12 protein-coding genes are annotated in these 14,594 nt (G+C 60.1%); 8 read left to right on the top strand and 4 right to left on the bottom strand.

From position 1 onward, the window contains the following. Window positions 1-209 precede the first annotated feature (209 nt). From HCG46_RS23130 to HCG46_RS23110, 5 genes are all read left to right on the top strand, one after another. Entirely contained in the window at window positions 210-1,250 is a 1,041-nt protein-coding gene (locus HCG46_RS23130) for an ABC transporter substrate-binding protein (protein ID WP_168687501.1), read from the top strand. Window positions 1,251-1,448: 198 nt separating this feature from the next. Further along, window positions 1,449-2,477 (top strand): ABC transporter substrate-binding protein, encoded by a 1,029-nt coding sequence (locus HCG46_RS23125; RefSeq protein ID WP_168687500.1) that lies wholly within the window; start codon window positions 1,449-1,451, stop codon window positions 2,475-2,477. A gap of 236 nt (window positions 2,478-2,713) precedes the next feature. After that, window positions 2,714-4,945 carry an iron ABC transporter permease gene (locus tag HCG46_RS23120; RefSeq protein ID WP_168687498.1) on the top strand — a complete coding sequence of 744 codons (2,232 nt, stop codon included), beginning with the start codon at window positions 2,714-2,716 and terminating at the stop codon, window positions 4,943-4,945. Then, window positions 4,942-6,003 (top strand): ABC transporter ATP-binding protein, encoded by a 1,062-nt coding sequence (locus HCG46_RS23115; protein ID WP_168687497.1) that lies wholly within the window; start codon window positions 4,942-4,944, stop codon window positions 6,001-6,003. Before HCG46_RS23120 ends, HCG46_RS23115 begins: the two co-directional genes overlap by 4 nt. A 1-nt stretch (window position 6,004) precedes the next feature. Further along, window positions 6,005-6,844, top strand: a complete 840-nt coding sequence (locus tag HCG46_RS23110; protein ID WP_205838631.1) for an inositol monophosphatase family protein — start codon at window positions 6,005-6,007, stop codon at window positions 6,842-6,844. 86 nt (window positions 6,845-6,930) lie between these two features. Here the strand turns inward: HCG46_RS23110 and HCG46_RS23105 are convergent, their stop codons facing one another. Together HCG46_RS23105 and HCG46_RS23100 are read right to left on the bottom strand one after the other, a co-directional pair. Next, window positions 6,931-7,818, bottom strand: a complete 888-nt coding sequence (locus tag HCG46_RS23105) for a hypothetical protein (protein ID WP_168687495.1) — start codon at window positions 7,816-7,818, stop codon at window positions 6,931-6,933. Window positions 7,819-7,873: 55 nt separating this feature from the next. After that, window positions 7,874-8,794, bottom strand: a complete 921-nt coding sequence (locus HCG46_RS23100) for a helix-turn-helix domain-containing protein (RefSeq protein ID WP_168687493.1) — start codon at window positions 8,792-8,794, stop codon at window positions 7,874-7,876. A gap of 96 nt (window positions 8,795-8,890) precedes the next feature. Here HCG46_RS23100 and HCG46_RS23095 point away from each other — a divergent pair, with 96 nt between their 5' ends. Next, on the top strand, window positions 8,891-9,730 hold the full coding sequence (locus HCG46_RS23095) for an MBL fold metallo-hydrolase (RefSeq protein ID WP_209009589.1): 840 nt from the start codon (window positions 8,891-8,893) through the stop codon (window positions 9,728-9,730). Window positions 9,731-9,863: 133 nt separating this feature from the next. On the opposite strand, the gene HCG46_RS23090 is transcribed toward HCG46_RS23095, so the two are convergent. Beyond that, on the bottom strand, window positions 9,864-10,871 hold the full coding sequence (locus tag HCG46_RS23090; RefSeq protein WP_075283366.1) for a Gfo/Idh/MocA family oxidoreductase: 1,008 nt from the start codon (window positions 10,869-10,871) through the stop codon (window positions 9,864-9,866). Between the two features lie 265 nt (window positions 10,872-11,136). Then, complete coding sequence (gene ppk2, locus HCG46_RS23085; RefSeq protein ID WP_055659675.1) at window positions 11,137-12,045, bottom strand: polyphosphate kinase 2; 909 nt, start codon at window positions 12,043-12,045, stop codon at window positions 11,137-11,139. Between the two features lie 222 nt (window positions 12,046-12,267). On the opposite strand from ppk2, the gene HCG46_RS23080 reads away from it, so the two are divergent. Further along, on the top strand, window positions 12,268-12,909 hold the full coding sequence (locus HCG46_RS23080) for a TetR/AcrR family transcriptional regulator (RefSeq protein ID WP_152505366.1): 642 nt from the start codon (window positions 12,268-12,270) through the stop codon (window positions 12,907-12,909). Window positions 12,910-12,984: 75 nt separating this feature from the next. Further along, window positions 12,985-14,592, top strand: a complete 1,608-nt coding sequence (locus HCG46_RS23075) for a carboxyl transferase domain-containing protein (RefSeq protein WP_055659680.1) — start codon at window positions 12,985-12,987, stop codon at window positions 14,590-14,592. Window positions 14,593-14,594: the final 2 nt, after the last annotated feature.

Below are 14,594 nucleotides of genomic sequence, written 5' to 3'. Positions count from 1 at the left end.
CTATGTCCTCCCGAGTGACATCATATGCATAGAGCCGTATTATGCAAAGCCTTGGTTTTTCAATTGCTTGTCACATTTGTAAGGCTTGTAATATTTGTAACTCTTTTCTTTTGCCAGCGAAACAACAGTAACCAATCTCCTGTTGCGAACACTGCCTCTTCTGCCATGGTAATAGCTGTCCGGGGCCTGGTTCCGGACTGGGAGGAAACATGAAATTCATCGCGTCACTCGGAGCGGGTGCGGCCGTATGGCTGTCGCTGTCGCTCAACGCTGCTTCGGCGCAGGACCTGAATGTCCTGTGTGCCGTGCAGGTCGAGTGGTGCCAGATGATGGAGGCTGTCTTCGAGGAAAAGACCGGCCTTGATGTTTCCATGGAACGCAGAAGCACCGGCGAGATCCTCGACAGGGTCCGGGCCGAGCGCGCCGCACCAAAGATCGACGTTTGGTGGGGCGGCACCGGTGACACCCACTTGCAAGCAGCAGGCGAAGACCTGCTTGAACCCTACCAGCCGAAAAACTTCGAGGACACGCTGCCCTGGGCGCAGAATTTCTTTCTGATGTCAGGCGGCAAGGCCGCCGGCATTTACGCGGGCGCACTTGGATTTGGCTACAATTCCGACTTTCTGGCTGCGCATGGCGTTGCCGCTCCGTCCTGCTGGAAAGACCTGACCGCACCGCGGTACAAGGGCCTTGTTCAGATGCCCAATCCGAATTCCTCGGGAACCGCCTATACGATGCTGGCAACGCTCGTTCAGCTGCTGGGGGAAGACGAGGCTTTCGAATATCTGGCGGCGCTTGCGAAAAACATCGACCGGTTCACCACTTCGGGCGCAGCACCGGTTCAGGCAGCCGCCCGTGGTGAGACAGGCATCGGCATCTCCTTCATCCACGACGCGGTGACGCAGAAACTTGCCGGCGCGCCCATGGTCATCGTCGCACCTTGCGAAGGCACCGGCTACGAGATCGGCGCCGTCAGCATCGTCAAGGGCGCCAGGAACCCCGAGGCTGCCCGCCTGTTCGTCGATTTTGCGCTGAGCCCGGAAGGACAGGAAACCTGCGCGGCGTCAGGACAGAACCAGATACCCGCAAACGCGAAAGCGTCGCTGCCACCGGCAGCCCCCGATATTTCACTCATTCGCATGGTCGACTACGACTTCGCCACCTTCGGTTCACCTGACCAGAGGCGAAGACTGCTCGACCGTTTCGACAAGGAGGTGCTGCAGACGGCAACCCCTGTAGCCACCCAGTAAAGGACGAGATTGCCCCTTCGCCAGCGAAGGAAAAATCCGGAGTTCGTCATTTGAAATTCGACCGGCAACGGACCCGTGGAGGCGGATCCGAACGGGCAAGCTTTGCCTCATGCCGGTCAACACATCAGCCCCCGGGCTGAAACAAACGCCTGCCCGTCCGGGCAGGTAACAGGCTGAAAGCCAAAAGTGGAGGAAACCATGTCTTTGAAATCACTTTCCGTCGCACTGCTTGCAACGGCAGCAACCTACTCGGTTGCTCCGGCCATGGCAGCGGGCGACCTCAATGTCATTTGTTCGGCGGATGTCGTGATCTGCGAACAGCTGCAGGGCGACTTCGAAGCCAAGCATGACATCAAGGTCAACATGGTGCGCCTGTCGTCAGGCGAAAGCTACGCAAAGATCCGCGCCGAATCCCGCAATCCGAAGACCGATATCTGGTGGGGCGGCACCGGCGACCCGCATCTTCAGGCAGCTTCTGAAAACCTGACCCAGGAATACAAGTCGGAAAAGCTCACAGACCTTCATGAGTGGGCTCAGAAGCAGGCGGAAAGCTCCGGCTTCAAGACCGTTGGCGTTTATGCCGGCGCTCTCGGCTGGGGTTACAACACCGAAATTTTCAAGGACAAGGGCCTTGCCGAACCCGCCTGCTGGGCAGACCTCCTGAAACCTGAGCTGAAAGCTGAAATCCAGGTCGCCAACCCGAATTCTTCCGGCACTGCCTATACAGCACTTGCTTCCCTGGTTCAGATCATGGGCGAAGACGAGGCCTTCGACTATCTGAAGGAACTCAACAACAACGTGTCCCAGTACACCAAGTCGGGTTCTGCACCGGTGAAGGCCGCTGCCCGCGGCGAAACCGGCCTCGGTATCGTCTTCATGCATGACGCCATTGCACAGGCTGCTTCCGGCTTCCCGGTCAAGGCAATCGCACCGTGCGAAGGTACCGGTTATGAAATCGGCTCCATGTCCATCGTCAAGGGTGCCCGCAACCTCGACAATGCGAAGGTCTGGTACGACTGGGCCCTGTCTCCGGAAGTTCAGTCCCGTATGAAAGAGGCAAAGTCCTTCCAGCTGCCGTCCAACAAGGCTGCCGAAGTTCCGCCGGAAGCACCGAAGTTCGAAGACATCAAGCTGATCGACTACGACTTCACCACCTACGGCAACCCGGATACCCGCAAGAGCCTCCTGGAGCGTTGGGACCGTGAGATTGGCGCTATCGCCAACTGACCCCAACACCCGAAGAAGTCCGCACACGGCTGCCTAAAAGCCGGGTGCGGGCTTCGCCCGGACAGACTGCGCAGCAAGGCGGACGTATGTTCGCTGAAAGCTGCCGCCACAAGCATCTGCACATCGATGGCAGTGCCGCGGCACGTCCGCACTTCCGGCCGGCTTCGCCAGCGCATCGCAATAGGCATGCGGCGGGGCACGTCCGTTATTGAAAAACCATAAATACAGGGGTGGCCATGCTGAGTGGCAACAAACGGCTGAACGCTCTACTCGGGCTGGGGATCGGCGCCTTTCTGATCGTACCCTGGTACAGGGTCGAACGCGGCTTCTTTTCCTTTGAGTGGCCATCGGACTTTCCGTTCTCATCCGATCTCGCGCCCGGTCTTCTGCAGATCTTCGCGGAAGGTCGCGTGTGGCTTGTGCTGGCACTGGCCCTCTTCCTGATCGGCGGCAGCGCGCGCTTCATGGCCGATGCCAACAAGCGCGGCCGATTGCTCGTCGTCACCGGTACCATCGGCATTCTGTATATGGCACTTCAGGGCCTTGCGATCAGCTTCACCGGCTGGGCCTGGACCTTTCCCGAAACCGCCTTCGGAGCCTTGCCGCTTGGCCAGCCCGCCATGGGGGCAGGTGCCATCCTCACCTCGCTGATCTTCGTTCTCTTCATCGCCTTCGGTCTTGCCGAGCGGGGCTTCATGAAGGGCGATGCCTTTGTCGTCGGATCGATCTCCATCCTGATCTTCCTGGTGACGGTATTCATCTTCTATCCCATTGGCTCGATGTTCGCCGGCTCGGTGCAGGATTTCGACGGATCGTTCAAGCCGGACGGCTTCATCCGCAACATGCAGGATCCCGCGATCTGGAGCCTTGATTGTGTCATTGGTGGCAATCGCTGCGGCGTCGCATGGCGTACGCTGTTCCTTGCGGTGATGACCGGCCTCGGCTCGACCATTCTCGGCCTCGCCTTCGCACTGGTCGCCACACGCACGCGCTTTCCCTTCAAGAAGGGCCTGCGGCTTCTGACCGTCCTGCCGATCATCACCCCGCCCTTCGTAATCGGCCTGGCACTCACCTTGTTGTTCGGCCGCTCCGGCGTTGTTACCGAAGCGCTCGACACGCTGTTCGGCATTGAACCAAGCCGTTGGCTCTACGGGCTGACGGGCATCTGGATTGCGCAGGTCCTGTCCTTCACGCCAATCTCCTTCCTCGTTCTGATCGGTGTTGTCGAAGGTGTCAGCCCATCGATGGAAGAAGCATCGCAAACGTTGAGGGCCGACCGCTGGCGCACGTTCTGGCGCGTCTCTCTGCCGTTGATGAAACCCGGCCTTGCCAACGCGTTCCTCATCGGCTTCATCGAAAGCATGGCCGATTTCGGCAATCCGCTGGTGCTTGGTGGCAGCCATGGCGTGCTCTCGACCGAAATCTTCTTTGCCGTCGTCGGCTCGCAGGTCGACCCGTCCCGCGCCGCCGTGCTCGCGATCATCCTGCTCAGCTTCACACTGACCGCCTTCCTTGCGCAGCGTCTGTGGGTGTCGGGCAAGAACTTCGCAACCGTCACCGGCAAGGGCGACAGCGGTGCCCACGCAGGCCTGCCGAAGAGCCTCTCCGTCACCGTCTATGGCATCGTTCTTCCCTGGATGGGCTTCACCATCGTCGTCTATGGCATGATCCTGTTCGGCGGCTTCGTGAAGACCTGGGGCCTCGACAATTCCCTGACGCTGGAACACTACGCCAGGGCGTTCTCGGTCACCTTCCAGGACGGTGCTCTCGTGTGGACCGGTGTTGCCTGGAACTCCTTCTGGACGACCATGGAAATCGCCCTGATCTCCGCGCCCCTGACGGCGGCAGTCGGCTTGCTGACGGCCTATATCATCGTGCGGCAGAAATTCGCCGGCAAGAACGCCTTCGAATTTGCCCTCATGATGAGCTTCGCCATTCCCGGCACCGTCATCGGCATCAGCTACATCATGGCCTTCAACCTGCCGCCCATCGAGATGACCGGCTCTGCCCTGATCCTGGTTGCCTGCTTCGTCTTCCGGAACATGCCCGTTGGCGTGCGCGGCGGCATTGCCGCCATGAGCCAGCTCGACAAGAGCCTGGACGAAGCTTCGCTGACGCTTCGGGCCAACAGCGCCCGGACCCTGCGCAAGGTGATCCTGCCGCTGTTGCGGCCGGCCATCACCGCTGCGCTGGTCTATTCCTTCGTCCGGGCAATCACATCCATCAGTGCGGTCATCTTCCTGGTCAGCGCGGAATACAACATGGCGACCTCCTACATCGTCGGCCTCGTCGAAAACGGCGAATACGGCATCGCCATCGCCTATTCCTCCATGCTGATCTTCGTGATGATCACGGTCATTGCGGGCTTCCAGCTGCTGGTCGGCGAACGCCGCCTGCGCCGGGAAAACCGCGTCTCCGGCATGGCCAAATCCAATAAAATCCGTATCGCGCAGGAGAAAACTGCATGACTGACCTCAAACCCGGCTCCGTCGTTTTTGAAAACGTCCGCAAGGACTTCGGCACCTTCACCGCCATTCCGGACCTGTCGATCACCATCGAACCCGGCACTCTGGTGACCCTGCTCGGCCCTTCCGGCTGCGGCAAGACGACCACCTTGCGCATGCTGGCAGGTCTCGAACACCCGAGCGCGGGCAGGATCCTGATCGGCGGACGGGACGTGACCATGGTTCCGGCACATGAACGCGACGTCTCCATGGTGTTCCAGTCCTATGCCCTTTTCCCGCACATGAACGCGCTCGACAATGTTGCCTACGGCCTGGAATCCTCCGGGTACAAAAAACGCGAAGCGCGCGAGCGGGCGGAAGAAGGCCTTGCCCAGGTCGGTCTTGGCGGCATGGGTCACCGCCTGCCGGCAGAGCTTTCCGGTGGTCAGCAGCAGCGCGTCGCGGTCGCTCGTGCTCTGGTGCTGAACCCACAGGTGCTTCTGCTGGACGAACCCCTGTCCAACCTTGATGCCCGGCTGCGCCGGCGCGTCAGGACGGAAATCCGCGAGCTGCAGCAGCGGCTCGGTTTCACCGCCGTCTACGTCACCCACGACCAGGACGAAGCACTTGCGGTGTCCGACCGTATCGTGGTCATGAAAGACGGCAAGATCGCCCAGGAGGGCGCTCCGCGTGAACTCTACGAAGAACCCGTTTCAGAGTTCATCGCAGACTTCATGGGCGAGGCGAATGTCGTCAGCTGTGAAGTCGTCGGGCGTGAAGGCGACGAAACACTGATCGATGTCGGTGGCCTGCAGCACCGGCTGCGCGCCCGCCAGACCGCCAACGGCAAGGCCAAGCTGGCGGTACGGCCCGGCTCGGTCGTGCTGAACCCGGAAGGTGCTTCCGGACTTGGCGGAGAGATCCTGACCGCAGCCTATCTCGGCGATCATGTCGAATACGAGATCGAGACCCAGGTCGGAAACTTCTTCGTCATTGATCATTCGGTGGAAAGGTCGTTTGCCCCCCACACAGCCGTTTCCCTCGGCTTCCGCAACCGCGGCCTCGCCCTGATCGAGGCATGAGATGACACTGGTTACTGAAGACATGTCCCCATCGACCGATGCGCTGAAAGCAAGGTTCGCCGCAGCTCGGGAAATCGCCGAAGAAGCCGGTTCCCTGGCACTGGACTATTTTCGGCGGCGCAAGGACCTCACCATAGAGATCAAGGGCGGCCTGCAGGATGTCGTTTCGATCGCCGACAAGAACGTTGAAACCCTCATCCGCGACAGGCTGCACACGTCTTTTCCCGAAGACGGCATCCTGGGTGAGGAACACGGCGTCGAACAGGGCAGCAGCGGGTTCACCTGGGTGGTTGATCCGATCGACGGCACCTCCGCCTTCGTTCACGGTCTGCCGAGCTGGTGTGTTTCGATCGCCCTTCTCAACGGCACGGATCTGGTCATGGGTGTTATCCGCGTGCCTTGCGACGAGGAGAGCTTCGCAGCCGTCAAGGGCGGCGGCGCAACACTTAACGGCGAACCCCTCCGGCTTGATTCATCCAGAACCCTGCAAAACAGCCTGACCGGGATCGGCGCCAACCACGCCGTGCCAGCGGAAATGATCGGCGCGCTTATCGCCGGTCTGATGGCGCGTGGCGGCAACTACATCCGCACCGGATCGGGCGCGCAGATGCTGGCCTCCGTGGCCGCGGGCAGGCTCGCCGGGTTCTACGAACCGTCCATGCATGCCTGGGATTGCCTTGCCGGCTATTGCCTGGTCGCCGAAGCCGGCGGCAGCTACCGCCCCTTCCCGGTGGCGGGGGATGCCATCCTGGACGGTGGTCCGGTTCTCGCGGCCGGTCCGGGAACGTTTGAGGATCTGTCAGCTCTGGCAACGGAGTGCGAGCGTTTCCTGAAAAGCTGACGTTTCAGGGAAATCCTGCAAACATCTCCAAAGGCGTGTCTCGGAAGAGGTACGCCTTCTTTTCATTCAGGACCTTTTGAACGACCTCAAAACATCACGCGCAGCAATTTTCCGGTCGATTTTTCAAACTCGAGCCATTCCGGGCGAACCTCTGTCAGAACATCGATTTCCGCCCAACCACAGCCTGAAAGTGGAACGCAGACGGCCCGGCGCCCAGGGCTGTCCGTTTGCTCGTCCGCATTCAGCAGCAAGAACTTCAGGCCGAGTGCATCCGTCGCCGCAGCCGTCTTGTCCGCAGACAGGTAAAGCGGCGCAGCGGAGTTTGCCGCTATCATGTAATCAGGGTTCGTCTCTACTTCCGGCGGCCCGAAGCCGACAAGATAGCGAGTGGCGTTTTCGAAGATACGGACATCCTTGCGTTCCAGGTCTTCTGCAATACGCTCGATGGCGTTGAGCGCGACCCAATCGCAATTGCCGCCACACTCTTCTCCACTGGCGCGGGCAAACTCCGGCACATCCCGGTTTATTGCCGCCAGCAGTTCTGCAGACGTCCGAGGCAGACCAAAGGCAGCAAGATGCTGCGCAGCGTCTTCACGTGTCTGGTTTGCACCTATTGCGGAAAAGCTCTCCAGAACGGCCATCCGCTGCAGCAATTCAGAAGAAATCCGACCGTCATGAAGAAAACTCCCGGCGGTGTTTCCCTCTGCATCAAAGACCAGGACCCGATCGACAGCCAGAACGATGTTGCCACCTTTCGGAAAAGGCAGACGGTCACCGTTTGCCAAGATCAAACGTCTTTGACCGTCGCCCTCTGACAGCTTCATCTGAAGACCGCCGAACTCGACCGCACCCGTGATGGGGGAAGGCAACGTGTCCGCAGCGGCGCCTCCCGCGAGAAGGCAGGGGCCCACCACGGCCAGAAGTCCCAAAGTTCTTGCGAAGATACCTATCGCGTGTCCCTCTCTCATATTCATATGCGCTCGCCGGCAGCGGGAAAGGTCGCACCAACAAGAGGGTCGATCAAGCCGGTTACCCTGCCATATCTGACTGCCGTCGATACTGCTCGCGGAACGCGCCCGGCGTCAGGCCGGAAAGACGTGAAAACAGGCGAACGAAGGATGGCGGGTCATTGTAGCCGATGGCAAAGCAGATATCCGAGACGGGACGATCCGTTTCGATCAGGAGATCCCTGGCACGTTCAATGCGAAGCTCCTGGAGATACTGTTTCGGGGCAAGTCCCGTTGCCAGCTTGAAGCGCCTTTGAAAGGTCCGCGCCGGCAGCCCGCTGGTGCGCACCATATCGGCAACGCTCACGTCGTCACCCGACCGGGTTTCCAGGAAATGCTGCACTTTCAAGATGGAAGCATCGCCGTGCCGAAGTTCAGGCAGGAAGCGCCTGAACCGGCGCTGGTCGCGGCGGCGAAAGTCGACAATGAAATGCCGCGCCGTGGCAACGGCCACCGGGTACCCCAGAAACCGCTCGATGAGCGCCAGCGCAAGATCGACCCAGGCCATGAGGCCTCCGGCCGTGATCAGGTCGGAATATTCGATCAGCAGCCTGTCCGTATCGAGCCTGAGGTCCGGATAGGCTGCTGACAAACGCTGTTCCAGTCCCCAATGGGTCGTAACCTTGCGCCCCTCCGCCAGACCGGCCGCCGCCACGAACGTCAGCCCGGTACAAGCCGAACAAACAACAGCGCCGCGACCGTGCAAATGCTGCAGAAAAGCAGGAAGAGCCGGAACATCTTCCAGACGGACAGTTCCTGCCGAGGGCGGCAGGACTACCGCGTCATATCGGTCCATTGCCGCAGAAAAATCCTCCAACAGATCCAGTTTCAACTCGGTATCGCTGATCTGTGCAGCATGGCCCAGTATATCCTGGAGCCCGTAGACAGCGGATTTCAAGGATCCCGGATAAGCGAGAATGGCGATCGAAAGCGATTGGTCCATTTGGCTGATTTAGCACATTCTTTGTCATTTGCGCCAATCGCCCCGAAAGATGCTCGAAGCTAGGTTTCTCCAAAGCACAAACACATGGAGACCCCTATGCTCGGCACTCTCGAAAAATCCGCTTCGCGTATTGCACTCGGCGACCTGACCGTCACGGCCCTGTCGGACGGCTATCTCGATATTCCCGCAGCCTATTTTTCCAACGTGACACAGACCGAACAGGACGCTGTCAGCCCAAGCACACGCTTTGGCGCCAATACCTGGTTGATTGAGGCCGGCACCCGCAAGATCCTGGTCGACGCCGGTTCGGGCGAATATCTGAAGGAACGATTTCCGGCCAGCGGCACGCTGACCTGGCAGGCTCCGGAAAAGACCGAAGAGCGCGCAGCGGTGACCGATATCGTCATTACCCACATGCATGCCGATCATATCGGCGGACTGTCACTGAACGGCAGCTGCCTCTTCCCGAATGCAGAGATCCACGTTCAGGCCGCCGAGTGGGACTTCTGGACCGACGAGGCCTTGCTGACCTCTGTACCGGAAGACAAACGGCCACTGGTGGGTCTCATTCAGGCGCTTGCGAAACCGGTCGGCAATCAGCTCCGGCTTCATCGCGGCGATACCGACCTCGGCGATGGCATCACCCTGCTTTCAGCGCCCGGCCACACCCCTGGCCATCAGGCCTTGCACCTTTCTTCAGGCAGCAAGGAAGCCATTCTGCTCGCGGATGTCGTGGTGTCCGATGTGCTGCAATTTGCCAATCCGGATGTCCGTTATGCGCTCGACAGCGACCCGGATCTGGCCGTGAAAACAAGAAGGGCTCTGTTCGACAGGCTGTCGGCAGACAGGATCCCTTTCGCCGCGACGCACCTGTCTACCGACAGGTTCGGATGCCTGGAAACACGCGACAACGGGTTCGCTTTTGTGGAGATTTGAACACAAGGCGACTTTTCAACCACGCCAAGTCCTTTCGTGGCTGCGCAGGCCTTTGCGCCGCGGTCTCCTCAAAAAACAGGTCCCGGCTCGAGGCCGGGACCTGGCTTTGCGGGAGGCAGGGTGTGCGAACGGCTTAACCGATGCTGACCCAGCCATCCTTTTCGGCCGACGCGAAGATAGCGTCGAGGATCTTCATGTTCTGGACGGCATCTTCCGCGCCATAAGGAAGTGGCGCTTCACCGGTGATCGCCCGGCCAAACACATCCGCCAGTTCGGCATATTGATCGCAAGGCGCGATGATATCCGACTGCATCGCCGCATCGCCGAGCAGCGAACCGTCGTCAAGCCGGATCTGAACAGCTTCGCCCTGCGGCGCGTTGAACGGGATGACGATTTCCAGCCGCTTCTTCGTACCGACCAGATGAATGCGCTGATAAGGCGTCAGCTGGGTCGAGACGGTGAAGTTGAGATGCCGGTTGTTGCCGAAGTCGAGCAGGGCACTGGTCATGCGGTCGGTGCCGAAGGCGGGATCCCGGTCGATCAGTGAAACGACCCGCTGCGGTTCGGCATCGAAGAAATACCGGCCGGCCAGCATCGTGTAGCAACCGATGTCGAGCAGCGCACCCCCGCCGATATCCGCCTTGTTGCGGATGTTGCCCGGGTCATCGTTGTAGTAGCTGAAGAAGGTCTGGATCGCTTTCAGCTCTCCCAGATCACCGGACCGCACGATCTCGCGCGCCTTGATCCATTGCGGGTGCGCCCGAACCATGAAGCCTTCGGCAACCAGCTTGTCCTTCGGCAGGTCCAGAAGCTGCTTTGCCTCTTCGGCATTCAGCGCGACCGGTTTTTCGCAAAGCACGTGCTTGCCCGCGTTCACCGCCTGGATCGTCACGGGCACATGCATGTGGTTGGGCAGCGGATTGTAGATCGCGTCGATCTCCGGATCTGCGAGCAGCTCCTCGTATGATCCGTAGGCCTTCTCGATGCCGAGACCCTTCGCTGCTTCCTTTGCCCGGTCGAGATCTCGCGAAGCAATCGCATAGGCGGTGCCGGTCTTCGACCGCTGGATGCCCGGAATGACCTTATCAAGACCGATTTTCGCGGTCGAAACGATCCCCCACCTGATAGTCTTTTCCGTCATGCCGGCATCCTTCCCATGATTTTGAGGTACGCACGCCAGATGACATAAAACGATTTAACTCCGCAAGGGCAGAAAGGCCGGAGAAAGGCCTGCTCGCTGGTGAAAAGCTGATTTGAAACCGGCCTCATCGGCTGGACGCGGGCGGCAGTCACATCAATCTCGCCCCCCCTGGACAAGCGTAGCGGAGATCCGGGGAGACATCGAAGGTCTTTCACCGCGATTTCACACAGCAGCGCCGCGCCCGTGAAGGGAGCACTGTCCCGGCTCAGAATTTCTCCGGCACGTAGAGATGTTCCGGCAGGACCTTGCGCTCATAATCGGAATTGTAGACCCGTTCCGGCAGCTTGATCGGGTCGTGCGGGATATCTTCGTAAGGGATCATCGACAGGAGGTGGCTGATGCAGTTGAGGCGCGCCTGCTTCTTGTCGTTGCCTTCCACGATGAACCAGGGTGCTTCGGGAATATTGGTCCGCTCGAAGGTTTCTTCCTTGGCCTTGGTGTAATCCTCCCAGCGCACGCGGGATTCCAGGTCCATCGGCGACAATTTCCACTGCTTCAGCGGATCGTGGATGCGCATCAGGAAGCGCAGCTGCTGTTCTTCATCCGTAATGGAGAACCAGTATTTGATCAGCCGCACGCCGGAGCGCACGATCATGCGTTCGAATTCCGGCACATCGTGGAAGAACTCCTCCACCTGGCTATCGCTGGCAAAGCCCATGACGCGCTCAACACCGGAGCGGTTGTACCAGGAGCGATCGAACAGCACCATTTCGCCGGCGGCCGGCAGATGCGGCACGTAGCGCTGGAAGTACCACTGGGTCTTTTCACGGTCGGTTGGTGCCGGCAGCGCCACGACACGGGCGACACGCGGATTGAGCCTTTGCGCGATGCGCTTGATGACCCCGCCCTTGCCGGCGGCGTCGCGCCCCTCGAAGATGATCACGATCTTCTCACCGGTATGCTGCACCCAGTCCTGCAGCTTCACCAGTTCGGCCTGAAGACGCAGCAGCTCATGGAAATAGGTGTTCCGGTCGATGGTCGACTTGTGCTTCTTCGCGGAGATGAAGGCGAGATCCTTGGCGACGAGAAAATCGTCGATCTCCATCTCCAGCTCTTCATCCAGGCTGTCTGCCCATTCCGCTTCAACCCAGGTTTTTGCACTTTCTTCGGTCATCAATCGGTTCCTTTGAAATACATCCCGGAGGTACGCCCAGGTTCGTCAGCGCATTCAACCGGACGCAGAATGCCCAAGGACTGTGAACAGGTTATCCATGAAAGTTTTTTGACAGTCGCGCCTGTTCCCCTGTCATTCTTTCTAGCAGCAACGCTTTCGCACTCAAATTACCCTTGCAAATGAACGAACGTTCATTTATTTTTTGCAATAGGGAGAAACAAGATGGCAAGTGCAGCCGCAAGACCGCAAAGCCGATCCAGAACGGGAGCGAAAGGCCAGGAGACTGCCGCACGTGTGCGCAAGGCAGCCCTGAAACGCTTTGCCGCCAACGGTTATGCCGCTGTCTCCATGCGCGAAATCGCCGCCGATGTCGGCGTTCAGCCAGGCGCGCTCTACAACCATTTTCCGACCAAGCAGGACATCCTGAAGGACCTGATGCTCGCCCACATGGGCGAACTCCTTGCTGCCTGGGACGAAGCGGCTTTTCCGGCTGACATGGACCCGCTGGAGCGTTTTGTCCGCTTTCACATCCGCTATCACCTGGAACGGGCGGACGAGGTGTTCATTTCCTACATGGAACTGCGCAATCTCGAACCGGACAACTTCGACATCGTCGAAGCGGAGCGCCGTCGCTACGAGGGCATCCTGACGGGTATTCTGGAAACCGGCTCCGCTGAAGGCCGCTACAGCGTCCGCGAACCGAGGGTCGCCACCCGCGCGATCATTGCCATGCTTACTGGCATTCCGAGCTGGTACCGCCAAGGCGGTCGCCTGTCGAAACTGGATATCGAAGAGATTTACCTGGACCTGGCGCGCAAGGCCGTTGCGCCGGAGAACCGGGACATTCCGGCCCCTCAGGCGTGAAACCGGACGCGTGGGGAGCAAGCAACTGAACTCAATCGACCGTCCACAAGGTTGATCCAAGGGAGACCGGGTGACATGAGCATCCTGAAATCGAGCCTATCGCCGAGAAGCGAACAGTTTGCAGCAAACCGCGCCGCCCACGAAGCGGCCATGGACACCGTCAAGGCAGCAGCCCAGACAGCCCTGGACGGTGGTGGCGAGACCGCCCGCCAGCGTCATGTGTCCCGTGGCAAGATCCTGCCGCGCGAACGCGTCTCCCGCCTGCTCGATCCCGGCTCACCCTTCCTGGAAGTCGGCATGCTGGCCGCCCACGAGATGTACGAGGGCGCGGCTCCCGCCGCCGGCATGATCGCGGGCATCGGCCGGGTTGAAGGCCGCGAGGTGATGATCCTTGCCAATGACGCCACCGTCAAAGGCGGCACCTATTATCCGATGTCGGTCAAGAAACACCTGCGCGCTCAGGAAATTGCCTCGGAAAACAATCTACCCTGTATCTATCTGGTCGACAGCGGCGGCGCCAACCTGCCCAACCAGGACGAGGTCTTCCCGGACCGCGACCACTTTGGCCGCATCTTCTTCAACCAGGCCAACATGTCGGCAAAAGGCATCGCCCAGATCGCGGTCGTCATGGGCTCCTGCACCGCGGGCGGCGCTTATGTGCCGGCCATGTCGGACGAGACCATCATCGTCAAGAACCAGGGCACCATCTTCCTGGCCGGTCCGCCTTTGGTGAAGGCCGCCACCGGCGAGGAAGTATCTGCGGAAGATCTCGGCGGCGGCGATGTTCACACGCGCCTGTCCGGTGTTGCCGATCATCTTGCCCGCGACGATGCCCACGCACTGGCGCTCGCCCGCCGCGCCATCGCCAGCCTCAACCGCACAAAGACACCATCCGTCGCGCTGCAGACCCCGGAAGACCCGCTCTACGATCCGGACGAAATCCTCGGTGTCGTTCCGGCCGATCTGAAAACGCCCTACGACATCCGCGAAGTGATCGCCCGCACCGTCGACGGATCGCGCTTCGATGAATTCAAGGCCCGGTACGGCACCACACTGGTCTGCGGCTTCGCCCATATCCATGGCATGCCGGTCGGCATTATCGCCAACAACGGCGTTCTGTTTTCCGAAAGTGCGGTGAAAGGGGCCCACTTCGTCGAGCTCTGCTCCCAGCGCAAGGTTCCGCTGGTGTTCCTGCAGAACATCACCGGCTTCATGGTCGGCCGCAAATATGAAAGCGGCGGCATTGCCAAGGACGGTGCCAAGCTGGTGACGGCGGTCGCCACCACCTCGGTCCCGAAGATCACCATGCTGGTTGGCGGCTCCTTCGGTGCCGGCAACTACGGCATGTGCGGCCGGGCCTATTCGCCGCGCTTCCTGTGGACCTGGCCCAATTCCCGCATTTCGGTCATGGGCGGCGAACAGGCCGCCGGCGTGCTTGCCACCGTCCGCCGGGACGGTATCGAGCGCAAGGGTGGCAGCTGGTCGGCGGATGAGGAAAAAACCTTCAAGCAACCGATCATCGATCAGTTCGAACAGCAGGGTCACCCGCTTTACGCGACTGCCCGGCTCTGGGACGATGGCATTGTCGACCCGCGCAAGACCCGGGACATTCTGGGCCTTTCCCTGTCGGCAGCCCTCAACGCCCCGATCGAAGACACGCGCTTCGGTCTCTTCAGGATGTGATC

Origin of the sequence: Labrenzia sp. PO1 (assembly GCF_012273635.1) — a bacterium.
Classification (GTDB): domain Bacteria; phylum Pseudomonadota; class Alphaproteobacteria; order Rhizobiales; family Stappiaceae; genus Roseibium; species Roseibium algicola.
This window is presented reverse-complemented; position numbering and strand designations above follow the sequence as displayed.